The sequence below is a fragment of the Streptomyces sp. NPDC001157 genome (genome assembly GCF_053598255.1).
The window spans coordinates 35,673-53,845 of sequence record NZ_JBSFJW010000011.1; the positions used below are offsets into that span (position 1 = coordinate 35,673).

The following is an 18,173-nucleotide window of genomic DNA, read 5'->3' on the forward strand; positions in this document are numbered from 1 at the left end:
CGTGACCTCAGTCACCACGCTCGCCGCAGCGACGGGCTACAACGACACGGTGCTCAACGGCGCTCTGCTGCTCGCGTTGCCCATCGCGCTGCTCGGCGGACTCGTCTCCTTCTTCTCCCCGTGCGTCCTGCCGCTCGTCCCCGGCTATCTGTCATACGTCACCGGGGTCGCCGGCACCGACCTGGCCGAGGCCCGGCGCGGGCGGATGGTCGCGGGCGCCTCCCTCTTCGTGCTCGGCTTCACCGCCGTGTTCGTCTCCAGCGGGGCGCTGTTCGGCTACTTCGGCTACACGCTTCAGGACAACAAGGGCATCCTGTCCAAGGTGCTGGGCGCGCTCATGATCCTCATGGGTGTCTTCTTCATGGGCCTGATGCCCTGGATGACCCAGCGGGAGTTCCGCTTCCACAAGCGGCCCGTGGCCGGCCTCGCCGGCGCCCCGCTGCTCGGCGCGCTGTTCGGCATCGGCTGGACCCCCTGCGTCGGTCCGACCCTGGGCTCCGCGCTGTACCTGTCCGCTCAGCAGTCGAGCGCGGGCCGGGGCGCCCTGCTGACCGTCGCCTACTGTCTCGGTCTCGGTGTGCCCTTCGTGCTCGCCGCGGTCGCCTTCCGTAAGGCGCTGGGCGTCTTCGGCTGGGTCAAGCGCCACTATGTCTGGGTGATGCGGATCGGCGGCACGATGATGATCGTGACCGGTCTGCTGCTGCTGACCGGCGCCTGGGACCGCCTCGTGCAGGACATGCAGTCCTGGTCCGCCGGATTCGTCGTGGGGATCTGATCGATGAGCAAGACCACCAGCACCGGCACTACCCCCGAGCGGGCCGACGACCCGGATCTCGGCGCCGCCGGCTCCCAGCTCTCCACCGCCCCCAGGGAGGAACTGGCGAACCTGCCCGGCCTGGGCGTCATCGGCTGGGCCCGCTGGTTCTGGCGGCAGCTCACCTCCATGCGGGTCGCGCTGCTCCTGCTCCTGCTCCTCTCCCTCGGCGCGATCCCCGGCTCGCTCATCCCGCAGTCCGGCATCGACGAGACGAAGGTCGCCGACTTCCGCAAGGCGCACACCTTCCTCGCGCCGGTCTACGACAAGCTCGGCCTCTTCCACGTCTACAGCTCGGTGTGGTTCTCCGCGATCTACATCCTGCTGTTCGTCTCCCTCATCGGCTGCATCATCCCCCGCACCTGGCAGTTCATCGGCCAGCTGCGCGGCCGCCCGCCGGGCGCCCCCAAGCGCCTGACCCGGCTGCCCGCCTACACCACCTGGCGCACCGAGGCCGAGCCCGAGCAGGTCCGCGAGGCCGCCCTCGCCCTCCTCAAGAAGCGCCGCTTCCGCGCGCACCTCGCCGGTGACGCCGTCGCCGCCGAGAAGGGCTATCTGCGGGAGGTCGGCAACCTCGCCTTCCACATCGCGCTGATCGTGATGCTGATCGCCTTCGCCTGGGGCCAGCTCTTCAAGTCCGAGGGCAACAAGCTGGTGGTGGAGGGCGACGGCTTCTCCAACACCACCACGCAGTACGACGACTTCAAGTCCGGCAACCTCTTCAGCACCGACGACCTGGTGCCGTTCAGCTTCAAGCTGGACAAGTTCACCGGCACCTACGAGGCCAGCGGCCCCAACCGCGGCACCCCGCGCACCTACCAGGCCGCCCTCACCTACAACGAGGGCGCCTACGGCAAGGGCAAGAAGGACCTCGTCAAGGTCAACGAGCCGCTGGAGATCGGCGACGCCAAGGTCTACCTCACCGCCCACGGCTATGCCCCCCTCATCACCGTCCGCGACGGCAAGGGCAACGTCGTCTACCGCGATGCCGTGCCGCTCCTCCCGCTCGACTCCAACGTCACCTCCACCGGTGTGGTCAAGGTCCTCGACGGCTACAAGAACGCCGACGGCGTCAGCGAGCAGCTGGGCATCTCGGCCTTCCTCCTGCCGACCTACACCCCCGGCAGCGAGACGGCCTCCACGTTCCCCGCGCTGCGCAACCCGGTGCTGAACCTGACGCCGTACCACGGCGACCTCGGTGTCGACTCCGGCATCCCGCAGAGCGTGTACCAGCTCGACAAGGCGCATGTGAAGGAGTTCAAGGACTCCAAGGGCGCCCAGCTCAGGGACAACCTGAGGCCGGGCCAGACCATGAAGCTCCCGAACGGTGCCGGTTCGATCACCTACGAGACCACCAAGCAGTGGGCGAATTTCCAGGTCGTCCAGCAGCCCGGCACCACCTGGGCGCTCGCCGGTTCCCTCACCGCGATCTTCGGCCTCGCCGGCTCCCTGTTCATCCAGCGCCGCCGCGTCTGGGTGCGGGCAGTCAAGGGCGCCGACGGCGTGACGGTCGTCGAGATGGCCGGCCTCGGCCGCAGCGAGTCCGCCAAGGTGCCGGAGGAACTCGGCGACCTTGCCGGAATCCTGTACGACCAGGCGCCGGGCGCACCCGAGCCCGACGACGACACAGAAGACCACCCCGACGCCGAAACCGACGCCGGCTCCGCAGACCAAGACGACAAGACCACCCCCGACACCGAAGTCGTACCTGCCGAAGGGGCTGAGAAGTGACCCTCGCCGCCGGAACCGAGTTGGCCACGGCCACCAACGAACACCTCGCGAACATCAGCAACACGCTGATCTACTCCGCGATGGCCGTCTACACCCTGGCCTTCTTCGCGTACATCGCCGAATGGCTCTTCGGCAGCCGCAGCAGGGTCGGCCGCACGGCCGCCGCGCTCACCACGGAGGCGAAGGGGGCCACGGGCAAGGCCCCCGCCGTCACCGTGAACAAGGCCGGCGGCACCGCCGTACTGGAGCGGCCCAAGGTCGTCGTGCGGGCCTCGGCCGGTGCGCGGGACGTGCCCGACGGGCCCGGGGCGCACGGCGGGGACGAGCAGGGCGACCTCTACGGGCGTATCGCCATCTCGCTCACCGTCGTCGCGTATCTCGTCCACCTCGGCGGCGTGATCGCGCGCGCGGCCTCGGTGGAGCGGGCGCCGTGGGGCAACATGTACGAGTTCAACATCACGTTCTCCGCGGTCGCCGTCTCCGTGTACCTCACGCTGCTCGCGCTGAAGAAGAACGTCCGCTGGCTCGGGCTGTTCCTGATCACCACGGTCCTCCTCGACCTCGGCATCGCCGTCACTGTCTTGTACACCGCCAGTGACCAGTTGGTTCCCGCCCTCCACTCGTACTGGCTCTACATCCACGTCTCGACGGCCATCCTGTGCGGCGCGGTCTTCTACGTGGGCGCCGTCGGCACGCTGCTCTACCTCTTCAAGGACTCGTACGAGACGAAGCTGGAGAACGGCGGCACGCCCGGCCGCTTCGCGACGTCCTTCCTGGAGCGGCTGCCCGCCTCCTCGTCCCTGGACAAGTTCTCCTACCGCATCAACGCGGCCGTCTTCCCGCTGTGGACGTTCACGATCATCGCGGGCGCCATCTGGGCGGAGTCGGCCTGGGGCCGCTACTGGGGCTGGGACCCCAAGGAGACCTGGGCGTTCATCACCTGGGTCGCCTACGCCTGCTACCTGCACGCCCGTGCCACCGCCGGCTGGAAGGGCCGCAAGGCCGCCTATCTGGCGCTGATCGCCTTCGGCTGCTGGCTGTTCAACTACTACGGCGTCAACATCTTCGTCTCCGGCAAGCACTCGTACGCGGGCGTCTGAGCCACAGTCGGCCGACACTGGTGTCATGAGCGGTTCCATCGCGCAGGGCACCAGTCAGAGCCACGGGAACACGCACATGCTCCACTTCCTGGTGCGGGTCCCACGGCGCATGGAGGACGTCTGGCCGGCGGTGGCCACCCCCGAAGGGCTCGCGGAGTGGTTCACCGCCGCCGACGTCCTCGAACCCAGACTCGGCGGCGCGGTCACCCTGCGTGACCTGGGCAGCGGCCGGGTCACCGCCTGGGACGTGGACCGGGTCGCCGAGTACACGCTGGACGACGGCGACCGGATCCGCTTCCACCTGGAACGGGACGGCGCAGCAGGCACCGCCCTCCGCTTCACCCACGAGTACCGGGGAGACAGGGCGGCGGAGCCCGCCTGGCGGGCCCGCTTCGAGAAGCTGGTCAGCCGACCGTGATCGAGTCCAGCTTCTCCCGCAGATAGATGTGCGAGTCGACGGGCTCGTACGCCACCCGCCCCAGCGGCGCCGGTACGGACTCCACCAGCGTCCCCGGTGTGCATTCGCCGAAGTACACGAGCGACATCAGCTCCTCGGCGGGCGCGTCCGCGGGCGGCGGCAGCACCCGGTGGCGCCCCGACCGCCACCTGTCACCGGTCCAACGGGCCATCAGATCCCCGATGTTGATGGTGAAGGCCTCCGGGTCGAAAGGCGCGTCCTCCCAGCCGCCCTCGTCCGTGTAGACCTGCAGCCCGCCCTTGCCGGCCTGCCGGTCGAGGATCGTGACCGTCCCGAAGTCGGTGTGCGGACCGATGCGGAACTGACCCGGCTGCGGCTCCCCGAGCACCTCGGTGCCCGGGTACCAGTTGATGTTGAAGCCGTACGTCGGGTGGTCCATGTGCCGGGAGAAGAAGTCCGGTTGCAGGCCGAGCGCCTCGCCGAGCAGGGAGAGGAGCTGCTTCTCCAGGTCGCCCATCCGCTCCAGGTACTCCTCGCACAGCGCCCGGAGCTCCGGCACTTCCTGCGGCCACACGTTGGGCGCGTACCACTCCGCGTTGACGACGGGGTCCTCGAAGGGCTCGTGCGTCGCGAACGTCAGCGACTCCTTCAGGTCCGGCGGGGTCTGCGTGCCCTCCGAGTAGCCGTTGGCCTCGGCGCCCGGCCCGAGCCAGCCGCGGCCCCCGACCTTCGCCGCGTACGGCTGCTTGACACCGGCGGGCAGCCGGAAGAACGCACGCGCCGCCTCCCGGATCGCGGACCGCAGCGCCGGATCCACACCGTGCCCGGTGACCAGCAGAAACCCGGCGGTCTGCAGGGCCTCGTCGACGGTGCGGGCGATGGCGGCGCGGGCGTCCTCGTCGCCGTCGAGCCAGGGCCGCAGATCGATGGTGGGGATACGGGGGATACGCGGGTCACTCACCGATGTCCTCATTCCACAGTGCCGGATGGTTCTTGATGAAGTCGCGCATCATCCCGATGCACTCGGCGTCGTCCAGCAGCACGATCCGCACGCCGTGCTCCGCCAGCCAGTCGTGGCCGCCGTGGAAGGTGGCCGCCTCGCCGACCACCACCCGCGAGATCCCGAACTGGCGGACCAGACCGGAGCAGTACCAGCACGGCGAGAGGGTCGTGACCATCGTCGTACCGCGATACGAGCGCTGCCGTCCCGCATTGCGGAACGCGGCCGTCTCCGCGTGCATCGAGGGGTCGTCGTCCTGGACGCGCCGGTTGTGGCCGCGGCCGAGCAGGGTGCCGTCCGCGCCGTAGAGCGCGGCACCGATCGGGATGCCGCCCTCCGCGAGCCCGGCGCGGGCCTCGGCGACGGCGGTGGCGAGCCAGGTCCGTGCCGTCGTCCGATCCATGGGGTCCACAAGGTCCATGTCCTCACTCTGCTGTGGCCGAAACACGAGGGCAACGTGCGGAAAGTACTCTCCGGGCATCCCGCCGCCGGACGAACTGTCCACGCCCTGGAGGTGCCCGTGGCCGCACTCACCCTCCGCGAAGTCCTGGACCTCGATCCCGTACGCGCCTCCGAGCCCGTCCTCCTCGCCGGCGAGGGCGCCCTGGACCGCCCCGTGCGCTGGGTGCACTCCAGCGAGGTGTACGAGGGCGCCAACTTCCTGGACGGCGGAGAACTGCTGCTCACGAACGGTTTCGGCCTGACCGACGCCGACGAGGACGTACGGCGGCGGTACGTCCGCGAGCTGGCCGCGCGGGGTGCCGCCGGGCTGGCGGTGGAGGTGGGCCGCTCCCTGCCGCAGATGCCCCCCGAGGTCGTCGACGAGGCCCGCCGCCTCGGCCTGCCCCTGCTGGCCATGCACCGGGTCGTGCCCTTCGTGCGCATCACGGAGGCGGCGAACCGCGCGATCGTGGCGCGGGGGCTGTCCGGGCGGTCGGTGGTACGTCCCTGGGGCGGCGATCACACGGCCGCCCTGCTCGCCGACCTGGCAGACCGCGCGGCCCTGAACCAGCCGGAGGTCGAGGCTCGGTCGGCGCTCGCCGGGTTCCACCCCGGCCCGGGGGCCCGGCTCATCGGGGTGTCGGTGCACGGCACGCGCGAGGTGGGCGCCGTGGACCGGGCGGTACGGCTGCTGGGCGGCGCGGGGGTGCTGCGGGCGCCCTTTCCGGGGGATGTGCTGGCACTGCTTGCGCTTCCCGGCGACGGCGGCCGGGGCGGCGGGAGCGGGCGCGGTAGCGCGGGCATCGGCGGGGGCCTCGGCTCCGGTGACCCGATCCGCGCCGTCCAGGAGGCCTTTCGTACGGCAGCCGACGCCGGGCTCACCGTCGCCGTCGGGCACGCCGTCGACGCCGGCAGCGGCTGGCTGCGCTGGAGCGACACGCTGCGGGCGGCCCGGACGACGCTGGAGCTGGCGCTGACCGTCCCGGCGGCCGAACCGTCCGTCCCCGAGGGCCCGTTGGTCACCTCCGCCCGCGCGCTCGCCCTGGAACGGGAGCTGACCCGCGGCGGCATCGACACCAACCGTGACCGCCTCGGCCGACTGGTCCAGCACACCCTGGGCCCGCTGCTGGCCTGGGAGGCGGCCCACCCCAGCGACCTGGTCCGCACCCTGGAGGTCCATCTGCGCCACGGCTGCTCCCCGACCCGCACCGCGGCCCTGCTGCACATCGGCCGCCAGTCGCTCTACCAGCGCCTGGAGCGGATCGAGTCCCTGCTCGGCCTGGAGATCGACGATCCGGACCTGCTGGGGGAGCTGCTGGCGGCGGCGTGTGCGCATCGGGTCGTGCGGGGGATGGCGGCGGCCTCGGTCCACGGGCTGCGAACCGTTGCGTGAGCTCAGCGCAGGGTGAGGTGGCTCGGCCCGTTGTACGGGGCCGAGCACAGCACGGTCTGTGGAGCCGGGGCCCTCAGTCGCCCGCCACCCGCAACAGCAGCTTGCCCGTGCTCGTGCGCGTGCCCATCAGCCGGTGCGCCTCCGCCGCCTCCTCCAGCCCGAACTCGGTGGTGACCGGCAGGGACACCGTGCCGTCCACCGCCTTCGCGAAGGCCCGCTCGGAAAGGGAGCGCAGCTCGCCGGGGGCCGTCTTCGCCAGCGTCAGGATCGAGAAGCCGCCGACCGAGACCCCGGAGGGGTAGAGCTCCGGCTGCCCCACGTTCCACGCCGGTGCCGAGCTCGCGTTGCCGAAGGACACCAGGCGCCCGAAGACCGCGAGCGAGGCCAGGCTGCCCCGGAACGTCTCGCCGCCGACCGGATCGAGCGCGAGGTCGACGCCTCGGCCGCCGGTCGCCTCCCGCACCGCCCCGGTGAACTCGCCGACGAACACTTCGTCGTAGCCGTACTCCCGCGCGTACTCCGCCTTCGCCGCGCCCGACACCACGCCGTAGACCGCACCGGCGCCCGCCGCCTTCGCCAACTGCCCCACCGCCGTGCCGACGCCGCCCGCCGCACCCTGCACGAGCACCGTCTCGCCCGGCTGTAGCCGGCCCACCGCGTGCACCAGGATGTACGCCGTCGGCAGCACCGTCGGCAGGGTCGCCGCCGTACGCAGGCCGACGCCGGCCGGGACCGGGAAGACGGTCGAGGCGTTCGCCAGCGCCACATCCGCGTAGGCGCCGCCCTCCGTCAGCGCCGTCACCTCCTGGCCGACGGACAGGCCCGTGACCCCCTCGCCGAGCGCGCGGATGCGCCCGGATGCCTCCAAGCCCGGGACGAAGGGCAGCTGCGGTACCCGGTAGCCCTCGCCACGCGCCTTGAGGTCGGCGAAGTTCACCCCGGTGTACGCCACGTCGATGCTCACCTGGCCCGGACCCGGCTCGGGGACCTCCGCCTCCACGACCTTCAGGACCTCGGGTCCGCCGTACTCCTGGAACTCCACCGCACGCATGCCATACCACCCATGACTGTTCAGTCCACGACTGCTCGATGACTGTTCAATGAAAAGCGAACAGTCGCGAGTGTATGCTTTTCATCGAACACTCGGCAAGGCGTGAACCCTCGGCACGGCGTGAAGGAGCCCCGCATGGCGCAGCGCACCAGTCATCGGGCCGCCCCCGAGCACACCCACCCCGACGACGTCTCCGTCCAGACCGCTCTCGCCGCGCTCGCCGATCCCGTGCGCATCAGCCTCGTCAGGGAGCTGGCGGGCTCGGCGGAGTGGTCGCGCAGCTGCGGCAGCTTCGACGTGCCGGTCGGCAAGGCGGCGCTCAGCCATCACTTCGTGGTGCTGCGGGGCGCGGGCCTGGTCGAGCAGCGCGACGAGGGGCCCCGGCGGGTCAACCGGCTGCGACGCGCGGAGTTCGAGGCCCGCTTCCCGGGTCTGCTGGACCTCGTCCTGCGGGACGAACCGACGGACTGAACCCCTCCGCCCCCTCCGGCGTCACAGGGCTGACGTCAACGCACGGGGACGGAGGGGGACATGCGCAGCAACCGAACCTGGATCGCATCGGCAGGAGCGACCGTCGCGCTGGTGGTGGCCGCGGGCCTGTACGTCCAGGCACTGGAGATGGCCCGCACGGACGGAGGCCTGGTGGCGGATCCCGGCCGGATCAAGTCGGCGGCGGTGAACCGGACCTGTGTCGGCACCCGCCCGGTCGACAGCCTTCCCGGTCGCGACGACGACACCCCGCTGACGCGCGTGGTCATACACGTCGATGACCTGGCCGAGAAGAAGTACTCCGATGTCTACACCGGCCTCTCCGTCGACGAGGACCACCAGTCGGCCGACGTCTGGCGCATGGCCTCCGCCGCCTTCGACGACGAGGTCTGCGGGGCGGCCGCCCGGGGCGTGACCGTGCGGCTGCACGACACCGACGTCAGCGGAAAGACCCTCGACGCCCTCTCCGAGCGGATCGGAGACGACATGCGCCGCTGGGACGGCACCTTCGAGATGCGCGAAGTCGCCGCGGACGAACGGGGCTTCGTCGTCGTCGGGGTCGACGACCCCGACACGGCGGAACCGATCCTCAAGAAGGCCTACGGCGAGCACAACAGCAGGTACATCAGGGTCGAGTACGCGGATCAGGCGGAACCGCTGGACGCGGACTGAGGCTTCCCCCGGCGCAGCACCGCATACAGCCCTGCGCTCACCACGAACCCGACCACCGGCGTGATGTCGCCGAAGGACGGCCAGTGCTTCGGTACGTAGCCGACGAAGTCCTCCTGGTTGGAGAAGAGTGGGACCGACACCGCGACGCCGATCAGCAGGGCTGCCAGCCCCGGCCAGTTGGTGAAGGAGCGGTCGGTCAGGCGGGCCGCCAGCTGTGCGTCGGTCGCCGTGCGACCCTGCAGCCACCGCTCCACCAGGACGACCCCGAGCCACGGTGCCACCCAGTAGGCGATGACCAGCAGGAACGCCTCGTACGCCGAACCGGCGTCCGACAGCGACGCCCACGCCGCCGCCGTACCGGCGACGCCCGACACCACGACCAGCACGCTGCGGCTGAGCCAGGCGGGGAGCTTCAGGCCGAAGGAGGCGATGGAGATCGCGCCCGAGTAGATGTTGAGGGCGTTCGCGGAGATGCCGCCGAGGATGATGGCGAGGAGCACCAGGTCGCCCAGCCAGCCCGGGAGATGGCCGGTGAAGGCCGCCGTCGGGGTGGCGTCCTTCGGGGCCGCGATGGTCGCCGAGGCCGCGCCGATCACCGCTACCAGGGCGACGGACACGAACAGGCCGACAGCCGGGTAGAGGACCGTCCTGAACCTGTTCGCCGTACGCGGCAGATAGCGGGAGTAGTCCGTGGCGTACGGGTTCCAGCCCGCCGCATAGCCCCAGGCCGCGCTGAACGCGAGGAGGAAGCCGCCGATGCCGCCGCCGGTTCCGCCCCCGCCGAGGTCGGCGTCCTTGAACGTCCACACACCCGCCAGCAGGAAGATCACCGCGAGGGCCGGGAAGGCGTACCTCTCGAAGGTGTGGACGAAGTTGTGGCCGATGAAGCCGATGAGGATCTCGGCCACGACCACCAGGAGGAGGGAGGGCAGCGGGCGCAGGCCCGTCAGTGTGTTGAGGGCGAAGGCCGCGCTCACGCTGTTCACCGCGAACCAGCCCACGCCTGCCACCAGACCGTTGGCGGCGGACGGCAGGATGTTGCCGAAGTGGCCGAAGGAGAAGCGGCCGACCACCATCTGCGGCACCCCGAACCGCGGCCCGTCCAGGGACAGCACGCCCTGTGTGATCGCGCCGAGCGCGGTGCCCAGCACGATGGCGGCCGTGGCCTGCCAGAAGCTCAGCCCGAAGAACAGCACCGAGATCACACCGATGAAGACGGTCGCGAACTCGATGTTGGGGGAGGCCCAGGTCCACAGCAGCTGGATCGGCGAGCCATGGCGTTCGGCGTCGGGGATGGGCTCGGAGCCCGCCGTCTCGACGGCGATGACCTTGTCACCGTATTCGGGGGCGAGGGTGCCGGAGGAGTCGGCGGGAGCAGTCGTCATGCGAGGTAAGTGTCCGGTTCCGGCCGGTCCGGGCACAGGGGCGCATTGTCCGCACCGGGAGCCTCGTAGGCGTACAACCTGTAGGCACCTGGGGTCATCGCCGGGACCGATGGGGGCATCGGCAGGACACCCCACTGGCGCGTGGACCTGCGACGGAGCCCGCTCCTACCTTCGTGGTCATGACCACGCAGATCAAGTCCGCAGAGAGCAGGGGCGTCGCCCAGCTGATGACCGCGATGGTGCTGTCCGGCACCCTCGGCGTCTTCGTCGTCGAGTCCGGCGCGTCCCCCTTCAACGTCGTGTTCTTCCGCGTCGTCTTCGGCGCCCTCGCCCTCGGGACCTACGTCCTGTCCCGCGGCTGGCTCCGCGACCACGGCTTCACCCCGCGCACCTTCGGACTCGCCGTCCTGGGCGGCGTGTTCATCGTCTTCAACTGGGTCTTCCTCTTCCAGTCGTACGAGAACACGTCGATCTCGGTCGCCACGGTCGTCTACCACACGCAGCCGTTCTACGTGGTCCTGCTCGGCGCCCTCCTCTTCCGCGAGCGCCTCACGGCCGCCAAGGTGGGCTGGATCGCGCTGGCCTTCGTGGGCCTGATCCTGGTGTCAGGGGTGACCCCGGCCGACTTCACGAGCGGCGGCACCTACCTCACCGGTGTCGGCCAGGCCCTCCTCGCAGCGCTCCTCTACGGCCTGTCCACCCTGGTCACCAAGCGGATCACCGGCGTGCGCCCGCACCTCATCGCCCTGGTCCAGGTCGTCGTCGGCATCCCGCTGCTGCTCCCCTTCGCCGACTTCGGCGCGATGGCCGGCACCGGCTGGGACTGGGGCTGGCTGGTCGGCCTCGGCTTCATCCACACCGGCGTGATGTACGTCCTCATGTACGCCGCCTACGCCAAGCTTCCGACCTCGAAGATCGCCGTCCTGGCCTTCGTCTACCCGGCGGTCGCGATGGTCATGGACTGGGCGGTGTACGGCCACCACATCGGTCTCGTCCAGGCACTGGGCGTCCCGCTGATCGTGCTGGCGAGCCTGAAGGTCACCCTTGCTCGGCCACGAGCTTCCGTGTCTGCTCCAGAAACAGCCGTACGTGCGCCGGAAGCCGCTTCCCGGCCCGCCATGCCAGTTGAGTGCGAAGCGTGAACGGCGGCTCCCACGACAGCCGTACCAAAGACCCCTCCGCGAGTTCGGCGGCGACCGTCACCTCGGGCAGCAACGAGACCCCGAGACCGGCCGCCGCCGCGCGTTTGGTGGCCTCGATCGTCCCGAACTCCATGAAGTCGACCGGCTCACCGGACGACTTGAGCTCCAGCTCGAACAAGTCCCGGTAGGCGCAGCCCGGCTCGGTCGCGAGGAGGGGCTGCCGTACGAGATCGGTGGTGCCGAACTCCCGCCCGGCGAGGGCGTGTCGGGGCGAGGCGACCAGTGCGAGCGGCTCCTCGCACAGCACCAGGCTCTCCAGCCCCGGGTGCTCGGTCGCCTCCTCCATCAGGAAGCCGAGGTCGTACGTCCCCTGCCGCAGTGCCTGCCGGGTCTCGTCGCCGATCGTCGTACGCAGGGAGAGCCGCACCTTGGGATAACGGTGGTGGAAGAACTCCAGCAGCGGCGGCAGCCGGTACGAGGTCAGCGACTCCATCGTCCCGACCACCAGCGAACCGGCGGGCTCCTCGGTCCCGGCGACCGCGCCCCGCGCCTCCTCGGTGAGCTCGATGATCTGCCGCGTGTAGGGGAGCAGCCGCTCCCCGGCCTCCGTGAGCCGGATCCGGCTGCCGAGCCGGTCGAACAGCTCGACACCCAGCGACGACTCCAGGGCCCGTACCTGACTGGTCACGCTGGACTGCGCGTACTTCAGCTCGGCCGCGGCCTGTGTGAAGCTCAGCACGGTCGCGACCTTCTCGAAGGTGACGAGCAGCCGCAGTTCCATCAGTCCGCCTCGGGGTCAGTCGGCCTTGGGGTCCTCGCCGCGCTCCCGCCGCCGCAGCTCCTCCTCGCGGCGCCGCAGGTCGGCCTCCCAGTCCTTGAGCAGGGCCTCGTCCTTCTTGTTCTCCTCCTTGAGGGACTTCAGGAACTCGGGATTGTCGTCGGGTGCGACGAACTCCGTGCGGTGGTTGCGGTGCCACTCGGCGGGCGTGGATCCGCCCGCCGGGACGGGCCCGCGGTACTTGCCCGCGACCAGCCAGGCGATCGGCCCGACCAGCACCTCCCCGAACAGCAGGATGATGATGACCCAGACCACCTTGGGCAGCCCGCGCACCTGCTCCTCGGGGGTGTTCAGGCAGTCGATGAAGGCGTAGATCCACAACGCCAGGACCAGCAGGAACGGCAGATACCGGAACATGGTGTGCGATCCCCCAAAGACGGTGACGGGGCGCTGTCGGGCCCTTGTGACGGGGTCAGGGTAGCGGGTGGCCGCAACTCCTCCCCCGTCCGCCGGTCAGTGGTGGGGCGAGCGCATCACGTGCCGGATCCGGTCGGTGTCGGGGTGCCGGTGGGGCCGGTGGCAGAGGGCCCGGACGCCGGCCGCGACGCCCGCCGTGAGGACGAGGACGATCACGGCGGTCATCGTGGACCGGCCAGCGTCCGGAACGCCTCCCACCGCACCCGTGGCCGGGGCAGCCCACGCCGTTCCAGATAGCGTGCGGTGGCCCGCTTGGTCTGGCGCAGCACTCGTACCGCGTCGGTGGGGCGTCCGGAGCCCATAGGCTCCACCACCCGGCCGGGGACCAGCAGCCAGCCGTCGCCGGCCTGACGCAGCTCGCCGCGCACGAGCGTGTTCTGCATGTGGTTGAGCCGCTCGTCGTGCCGGTGCACCAGCAGGGAGGCGGGGCCGGCCGTCACGGCGCAGTCCGCGGGCACCGTCAGCGCGAAGCCCGCGTCCGTCGCCACCGGCAGGATCCGGGCGAGCACGGGCGCTCCCGTCTTGTCGCAGGCCGCCAGCACCGCGCTCGGGTAGCGGGCGAGCTGCGCGGCGCCGAGCGGAGCCGCGGCGGGCTCCGCCCCGGTGGCCGGCCCCTCCGCGAGCAGGGACGCCAGCGGAGGGCGTACGACGACCTGTTCCGGGGTGACGGTGATGAGCAGGCGCAGGTAGTACCACTCCATCAGCCGCCTGAAGCCGGGGGCGAGATAGGACCGGCTGTGCGGCTGCCGTTCGAAGAGCATCCGCCAGTAGTCCTCGGCGCCCTCCGGTCCCGTCATGATGTCGTCCGGGCACACGGCGAGGCCGCCGACGAAGATCTGCGGGGCGTCTTCGAGGCCGCTGCCGGTGGGGTCGGACCAGAGCAGGGCCACGCGCCCGTCGCGGCGCACGTTCAGCGCCTTCTGGGCGAACGCCAGGGACGTGGTCAGCAGCAGCGTCCCGTCGTCGTTGCGCCGGACCGCGGCGGGCCAGGCCACCGGTGCGCCGTCCCGGCCGAGCGTGACGAACTCGCAGGTCCGGTAGGCGTCCAGGGCGCCGAGGGGCGCGGAGTCGAGCACGGTCACCGGCCCGTCTCCTCGTGCAGTGCGCCGCGCAGGGCACGGCAGGACGCGGCGTACTTCCGCCGGCCGACGAGCCACCACATCAGGCGGCCGAGGAGCGGGGCCCGGCCGAGGAAGTAGGCGCGCTCCTCGGGCGTCGCGTCCTCCAGGATCGCGCCGACGGCCAGCAGCACCTTGTCCTTGGGCAGCCCCTCAAGACCGCGCCGGCCCACCAGCTCCCATTCGGCGACGCTCAGATGCTCGGCGACCAGCGGCAGCACCAGTCGCTCCTCGTCGTCGAGATGCTCAAGGAGGACCGTGTGGTGCTCGGTCAGCGCCAGGGCCAGTTCCTCCCGGGCGATGGGGCTCGCCTCCCGCAGCCATGCGGGCAGCCACTCGGCCACCACCGCGAGGGTCCGGTCGATGCGCTGGTGCTGCTCCTCCATCCGCTCGACCAGTCCGCCGTCCGCGCCCCGCGCGTGCAGCAGGGGCCAGATCAACTCGTCCTCGAGGGCGTGGTGATGGTGCAGCCCCATGACGTAGTCGTCCAGGTGGGCCGCGACCTGGGCCGCGCGGGCCGTGCCGCCGTCCGGCACGGCCCGTACCAGACGGGGAGCCAGCGCCGACTCGCGCCGGAAGACCCGGTGGACGACCACCATCTCGTGTGTGTAGGGCCGTTGGCCCGGGGGTGCGGGAAATGCGGTACTGCGGGACACGCCTGCCTGCTCCAAGGATGAGGTACCGATCAGGAACGCCCACCGTCGCGCGGCCGTCTTGGCGCCCACTTGGCAGCGCACTTGGTGCGCCGCCGACCAGGGCGTTTAGCGAACCGTTAACGCTCCGCAACCACCGCTCGGGTAGATTCGCGCGGCGTGCTGCGCATACGTATACGAGTGCTGGGCTCCCTGGGTGCCGAGGCCGGCGGGCTGCCGGTCGAACTGGGCGCCCCCCGGCAGCGGGCCGTACTCGCGCTGCTGGTCGCGGCCGGCGGGCGGGTGGTGCCCGTCGACCGCATGATCGACGAGCTGTGGCGCGGGGTGCCCCCCGCCAGGGCCACCGTGTCCCTGCACACCTACGTGTCCCATCTGCGCCGCCTGCTGGAGCCGGAGCGGCTCCCGCGCGCCCCCGCGTCCGTGCTGGTCACCTCCCCGCCGGGCTATGCCCTGCGGCTGCCCCCCGAGGCGGTGGACGCCTGGTGGTTCGAGACCCTGGTGTCCCGGGCCCGCAGCGCTCCGCCCGACCGGGCGAGGGAGCTGCTGTCCGAGGCGCTCGGCTGGTGGCGGGGTCCCGCGTTCCTGGAGCACGCGAGTGAACCGTGGGCGGAGTCCGAGGTGGCCCGGCTGACCGAACTGTGCGCCCAGGCCCGCGAACTCGCCGTCGCGGCCGACCTGCGCACCGGGCGCCCGGCCGAAGCGGTGCCGGCGGCCGAAGTCCTCGTACGGCAGAGCCCGTTGCGGGAGGAGGGCTGGCGGCTGCTCGCCCTCGCCCAGTGGGCCTGCGGACGTCAGGGAGACGCCCTGGCGTCCCTGCGCCGGGCCGCCGCCGTGCTTCGGGAGGAACTCGGCTGCGATCCCGGGCCGGCCCTGGCCGAGCTGGAACACGCCGTGCTCAACCGGCGGCTGGACGTGCTGCGCGCGGCCGTGCCCCTTGCCCCGCTGGAGACCGCTGCCCCCGCCGCACCCGAGGACGAGGGCGGCCTCTTCGTCGGCAGGGAGGCCGAGCTGGGTGCCGCGGCCGCGGCCGCGCGGGCCGCCCGGCGAGCGGGCGGTGTCGTCCTGGTCACCGGCGAGGCCGGAGCGGGGAAGTCGGCGCTGCTCGAACGGTTCGCGGGACGGCTGCGGGCGGCGGGGTGGACGGTGGTGATCGGCCGCTGCCCCGAGTACGAGGGCGCGCCGCCCGCCTGGGCCTGGGTGGAGGCGCTCGGCGCCCTGGCCGGTGTCGTGCCGCCGGCCCGCCCCGAGGAGCTGACCGCCCTGCTGCACGAGCCTCAGGCGGTGGCCGCCATGACGCGTGACGAGGCCGCCGCGGGCCGCTTCCGTACCCACCTGGCCCTCGCCGCCTGGCTGCGGGACGCGGCCGCCGGCCAACCCCTCGCCGTCGTCCTGGAGGATCTGCACCGCGGCGACGGCGAGACGCTGGCCCTCCTGGAGACGGCCGCGCAGATCACCGGCGTACCCCTGCTGATCGTGGCCGGCTACCGGCCGGCGGAGGTCGGCGATGACCTGGTCAAGACCCTTGGCCGGCTCGCTCTGCGGGCCCCGCGGCGCATCGCGCTCGGCGGCCTGTCGACCCGGGACGTCGCGACCGTGGTCACCGCCGTCTGCGGCGAAGGGGTCGACGACGCCACGGTGACCGCGCTCGCCGAACGCACCGGCGGCAACCCCTTCTACGTCCTGGAGAGCGCCCGCCTGCTGGTCGGCGAGGGCGCTCTGGTGGCCGTGTCGGAGGTACCCCAGGGGGTACGGGACGTGCTGCGCAGGCGGCTCGCCCTGCTGCCGGCCGAGGCCCGCTCGGCGCTGCAGCTCGCGGCCGTCGCGGGGCCGGAGGCCGAGGTCGCCCTCCTCGTCGACGCGGCCGACGCCGACGAGGACACCGTGCTGGCGGGACTCGACGCCGCGGTGAGAGCGGATCTGCTGACCGAGCCCGCGCTGGGCCGGGTCCGTTTCGTGCACGCACTGGTCCGCGACACCGTCTACACCGACCTGTCCGGGGTCCGGCGGGCCCGTCTGCACGACCGCATCGCGCAGGGCCTGCGCCGCCACCGCCCGCACGACCTCGCGGCCCTCGCCTTCCACTTCGCCCGCACGGGCCGTACCGCGAACGCGCCCCTGGCCGTCGACTACGCGCTGCGGGCGGCCGAACTGGCCGAGCGGCGGTACGCGCACGACGTGGCCGTCGAGCTGATCGAGCACGCCCTGGAGGCACACCGGGCGGCCGTGGCCGACCCCGATGCCGACCCGGACGACACGGTGGCCCTCCACGTACGGCTGCTGGCGGCACAGTTGCGGGCCGGGTCCACCGACGCCGCCCGGCACACCCGGCAGCGGGCGGTCGACCTCGCGGTGCGGGCCGGCCGGGACGACCTGGTCGCCGCGGTCTACGGCGCCTGGACCGAGCCCTCGCCCTGGCGCTCCCGGCTGGAGGGGCTCTTCGACCGCACCGCCCTGGCCCGGCTGGAACGGCTCGCCGACGACCCCGCGCTCGACGGCGCGACCCGCGCCCGGGTCCTTCAGGTCCTCGTCGACGCCGTGGCCGCCGAGGAGGCACCGCGGGCCCTGCGGGCGGCGCACGCGCAACTGGCGCTGGCCCGGGCCGAGGCCGAACCGCGCCTGCTGGCCTCCGCGCTGATGACATCCGCCAAGCTGCTGCCGCACGAGGCACAGGGCGCGCTGCGCACGCCGCTCGTCGCGGAACTGCGGCAGTTGGCCGAGGCACACGACCTGCCGGCCTACCGCTGGGTCTGCGAGCACCTCGACGGCATGACCGCCGCGACCCGCAACGACCCCGACGGGCTGCGCCGGCACAACACCGAAGCCCTGGAACTGGCCCGCCGCTACCGCATGCTGTGGGCGCAGGGCATCGCCGCCGCGACCTCGGCCATGCTGGCCACGGTCACCGGCCGCTTCGACGAGGCGGAGGCCCGCTACGCCGAGGCCGACGGCCTGCTGCGGCGCGTGGGCGCCCACCACGCCACCGGCCCCCGCACGCTGGGCCTGCTGACCATCCGGCTCGCCCAGGGCCGGGCGGCCGACATCGAGGGGGTCTTCCGCGACCTCTACGCGGAGATCGGCACCCCGGTGGCGGTGGCGCACGCCCTGGTCCTGGCCCGGCTAGGACGGCTGGACGAGGCGGCCGCGGTGTCGATCGCGCCGCGACCGGTGACGGACCACCTCTACGGCCTGGAGCTGGACTACCGCTCGGAACTCGCGGTCCTGCTCGGCGACACGGAGACGGCGGCCATGCTGATCGGACATCTGCTGCCGATCCGCGACCAGTTCGCCGGGACGGCCGGCGCCGCCTACGCCACCCGGCCCCTCGCCCACGCCCTCGCGGACCTGTACCGGCTCCTCGGCGAGGACGGGTCCGCGGCCGAGAACTACGCGCTGGCCGAACGCGTCGCGTCCGCCTGGGACTCGCCGCACCGCCTCGCCGAGGCACGCCGTGCGGCCGCCCGGCTGACCGCCGAGCGGGAGCGCCGGCGAACCGCCTGAGGGCGGGGCGGGC

Annotated in this window: 17 protein-coding genes; 9 read left to right on the top strand and 8 right to left on the bottom strand. The window is 72.0% G+C overall.

The window, feature by feature from the left end; all coding sequences use genetic code 11:
* The first annotated feature begins 1 nt into the window (after position 1).
* From ACWDAG_RS20950 to ACWDAG_RS20965, 4 genes are read left to right on the top strand one after another with little or no spacing between them, the layout of a single operon-like run.
* The gene (locus ACWDAG_RS20950) at positions 2-775 is read left to right on the top strand and encodes a cytochrome c biogenesis CcdA family protein (RefSeq protein WP_450697095.1); all 774 of its coding nucleotides are present in this window, start codon (positions 2-4) and stop codon (positions 773-775) included.
* A 3-nt stretch (positions 776-778) separates the two neighbouring features.
* Complete coding sequence (gene resB / locus ACWDAG_RS20955; RefSeq protein ID WP_450697096.1) at positions 779-2,545, top strand: cytochrome c biogenesis protein ResB; 1,767 nt, start codon at positions 779-781, stop codon at positions 2,543-2,545.
* Positions 2,542-3,645, top strand: a complete 1,104-nt coding sequence (gene ccsB, locus ACWDAG_RS20960; protein ID WP_450697097.1) for a c-type cytochrome biogenesis protein CcsB — start codon at positions 2,542-2,544, stop codon at positions 3,643-3,645. Before resB ends, ccsB begins: the two co-directional genes overlap by 4 nt.
* 25 nt (positions 3,646-3,670) lie before the next feature.
* Positions 3,671-4,063: an SRPBCC domain-containing protein gene (locus ACWDAG_RS20965; protein WP_450697098.1), complete on the top strand. Its 393-nt coding sequence runs from the start codon at positions 3,671-3,673 to the stop codon at positions 4,061-4,063.
* Here ACWDAG_RS20965 and ACWDAG_RS20970 read toward each other — a convergent pair.
* Together ACWDAG_RS20970 and ACWDAG_RS20975 are read right to left on the bottom strand one after the other, a co-directional pair.
* Positions 4,050-5,024: an isopenicillin N synthase family dioxygenase gene (locus ACWDAG_RS20970; RefSeq protein ID WP_450697099.1), complete on the bottom strand. Its 975-nt coding sequence runs from the start codon at positions 5,022-5,024 to the stop codon at positions 4,050-4,052. The two genes, ACWDAG_RS20965 and ACWDAG_RS20970, sit on opposite strands and share 14 nt — an antisense overlap.
* Positions 5,017-5,484, bottom strand: a complete 468-nt coding sequence (locus ACWDAG_RS20975; RefSeq protein WP_450697100.1) for a nucleoside deaminase — start codon at positions 5,482-5,484, stop codon at positions 5,017-5,019. Before ACWDAG_RS20975 ends, ACWDAG_RS20970 begins: the two co-directional genes overlap by 8 nt.
* A 99-nt stretch (positions 5,485-5,583) precedes the next feature.
* Between ACWDAG_RS20975 and ACWDAG_RS20980 the strand changes: the two genes are divergently transcribed.
* Positions 5,584-6,897, top strand: coding sequence for a PucR family transcriptional regulator (locus ACWDAG_RS20980; RefSeq protein ID WP_450697101.1), 1,314 nt, complete (start codon positions 5,584-5,586; stop codon positions 6,895-6,897).
* Positions 6,898-6,970: 73 nt separating this feature from the next.
* Here ACWDAG_RS20980 and ACWDAG_RS20985 read toward each other — a convergent pair whose 3' ends face one another.
* On the bottom strand, positions 6,971-7,948 hold the full coding sequence (locus tag ACWDAG_RS20985) for a quinone oxidoreductase family protein (protein ID WP_450697102.1): 978 nt from the start codon (positions 7,946-7,948) through the stop codon (positions 6,971-6,973).
* Positions 7,949-8,083: 135 nt separating this feature from the next.
* Between ACWDAG_RS20985 and ACWDAG_RS20990 the strand changes: the two genes are divergently transcribed.
* Together ACWDAG_RS20990 and ACWDAG_RS20995 are read left to right on the top strand one after the other, a co-directional pair.
* A complete protein-coding gene (locus ACWDAG_RS20990; RefSeq protein ID WP_123966838.1) occupies positions 8,084-8,419 on the top strand; it encodes an ArsR/SmtB family transcription factor in 336 nt (111 codons plus the stop codon).
* 60 nt (positions 8,420-8,479) lie between these two features.
* Complete coding sequence (locus tag ACWDAG_RS20995; protein ID WP_450697103.1) at positions 8,480-9,109, top strand: hypothetical protein; 630 nt, start codon at positions 8,480-8,482, stop codon at positions 9,107-9,109.
* Here the strand turns inward: ACWDAG_RS20995 and ACWDAG_RS21000 are convergent.
* Positions 9,082-10,494: a purine-cytosine permease family protein gene (locus ACWDAG_RS21000; protein ID WP_450697104.1), complete on the bottom strand. Its 1,413-nt coding sequence runs from the start codon at positions 10,492-10,494 to the stop codon at positions 9,082-9,084. The genes ACWDAG_RS20995 and ACWDAG_RS21000 overlap by 28 nt on opposite strands.
* Before the next feature lie 179 nt (positions 10,495-10,673).
* Between ACWDAG_RS21000 and ACWDAG_RS21005 the strand changes: the two genes are divergently transcribed.
* Positions 10,674-11,636, top strand: a complete 963-nt coding sequence (locus tag ACWDAG_RS21005) for a DMT family transporter (RefSeq protein ID WP_450697105.1) — start codon at positions 10,674-10,676, stop codon at positions 11,634-11,636.
* Here the strand turns inward: ACWDAG_RS21005 and ACWDAG_RS21010 are convergent.
* The 4 genes from ACWDAG_RS21010 to ACWDAG_RS21025 form a co-directional block, all read right to left on the bottom strand.
* Positions 11,533-12,417 carry a LysR family transcriptional regulator gene (locus ACWDAG_RS21010; protein ID WP_450697106.1) on the bottom strand — a complete coding sequence of 295 codons (885 nt, stop codon included), beginning with the start codon at positions 12,415-12,417 and terminating at the stop codon, positions 11,533-11,535. The genes ACWDAG_RS21005 and ACWDAG_RS21010 overlap by 104 nt on opposite strands.
* Before the next feature lie 15 nt (positions 12,418-12,432).
* Positions 12,433-12,831 carry a PLD nuclease N-terminal domain-containing protein gene (locus ACWDAG_RS21015; protein ID WP_450697107.1) on the bottom strand — a complete coding sequence of 133 codons (399 nt, stop codon included), beginning with the start codon at positions 12,829-12,831 and terminating at the stop codon, positions 12,433-12,435.
* A 221-nt stretch (positions 12,832-13,052) separates the two neighbouring features.
* The gene (locus ACWDAG_RS21020) at positions 13,053-13,973 is read right to left on the bottom strand and encodes a pyridoxamine 5'-phosphate oxidase family protein (RefSeq protein ID WP_450697108.1); all 921 of its coding nucleotides are present in this window, start codon (positions 13,971-13,973) and stop codon (positions 13,053-13,055) included.
* Positions 13,970-14,608 (bottom strand): hemerythrin domain-containing protein, encoded by a 639-nt coding sequence (locus tag ACWDAG_RS21025; RefSeq protein WP_450697109.1) that lies wholly within the window; start codon positions 14,606-14,608, stop codon positions 13,970-13,972. The genes ACWDAG_RS21020 and ACWDAG_RS21025 overlap by 4 nt, the downstream gene beginning before the upstream one ends.
* Before the next feature lie 213 nt (positions 14,609-14,821).
* On the opposite strand from ACWDAG_RS21025, the gene ACWDAG_RS21030 reads away from it, so the two are divergent.
* A complete protein-coding gene (locus ACWDAG_RS21030; RefSeq protein WP_450697110.1) occupies positions 14,822-18,160 on the top strand; it encodes a BTAD domain-containing putative transcriptional regulator in 3,339 nt (1,112 codons plus the stop codon).
* The last annotated feature ends 13 nt before the right edge of the window (positions 18,161-18,173 follow it).

What these genes read in the sequence shown, in the direction of transcription:
- resB (WP_450697096.1), top strand. Translation starts at nt 779, where the DNA reads ATGAGCAAGACCACCAGCACCGGCACTACCCCCGAGCGGGCCGACGAC.
- ACWDAG_RS20965 (WP_450697098.1), top strand. Translation starts at nt 3,671, where the DNA reads ATGAGCGGTTCCATCGCGCAGGGCACCAGTCAGAGCCACGGGAACACG.
- ACWDAG_RS20975 (WP_450697100.1), bottom strand. Translation starts at nt 5,484, where the DNA reads ATGGACCTTGTGGACCCCATGGATCGGACGACGGCACGGACCTGGCTC.
- ACWDAG_RS20985 (WP_450697102.1), bottom strand. Translation starts at nt 7,948, where the DNA reads ATGCGTGCGGTGGAGTTCCAGGAGTACGGCGGACCCGAGGTCCTGAAG.
- ACWDAG_RS20990 (WP_123966838.1), top strand. Translation starts at nt 8,084, where the DNA reads ATGGCGCAGCGCACCAGTCATCGGGCCGCCCCCGAGCACACCCACCCC.
- ACWDAG_RS20995 (WP_450697103.1), top strand. Translation starts at nt 8,480, where the DNA reads ATGCGCAGCAACCGAACCTGGATCGCATCGGCAGGAGCGACCGTCGCG.
- ACWDAG_RS21000 (WP_450697104.1), bottom strand. Translation starts at nt 10,494, where the DNA reads ATGACGACTGCTCCCGCCGACTCCTCCGGCACCCTCGCCCCCGAATAC.
- ACWDAG_RS21005 (WP_450697105.1), top strand. Translation starts at nt 10,674, where the DNA reads ATGACCACGCAGATCAAGTCCGCAGAGAGCAGGGGCGTCGCCCAGCTG.
- ACWDAG_RS21010 (WP_450697106.1), bottom strand. Translation starts at nt 12,417, where the DNA reads ATGGAACTGCGGCTGCTCGTCACCTTCGAGAAGGTCGCGACCGTGCTG.
- ACWDAG_RS21015 (WP_450697107.1), bottom strand. Translation starts at nt 12,831, where the DNA reads ATGTTCCGGTATCTGCCGTTCCTGCTGGTCCTGGCGTTGTGGATCTAC.
- ACWDAG_RS21025 (WP_450697109.1), bottom strand. Translation starts at nt 14,608, where the DNA reads ATGGTGGTCGTCCACCGGGTCTTCCGGCGCGAGTCGGCGCTGGCTCCC.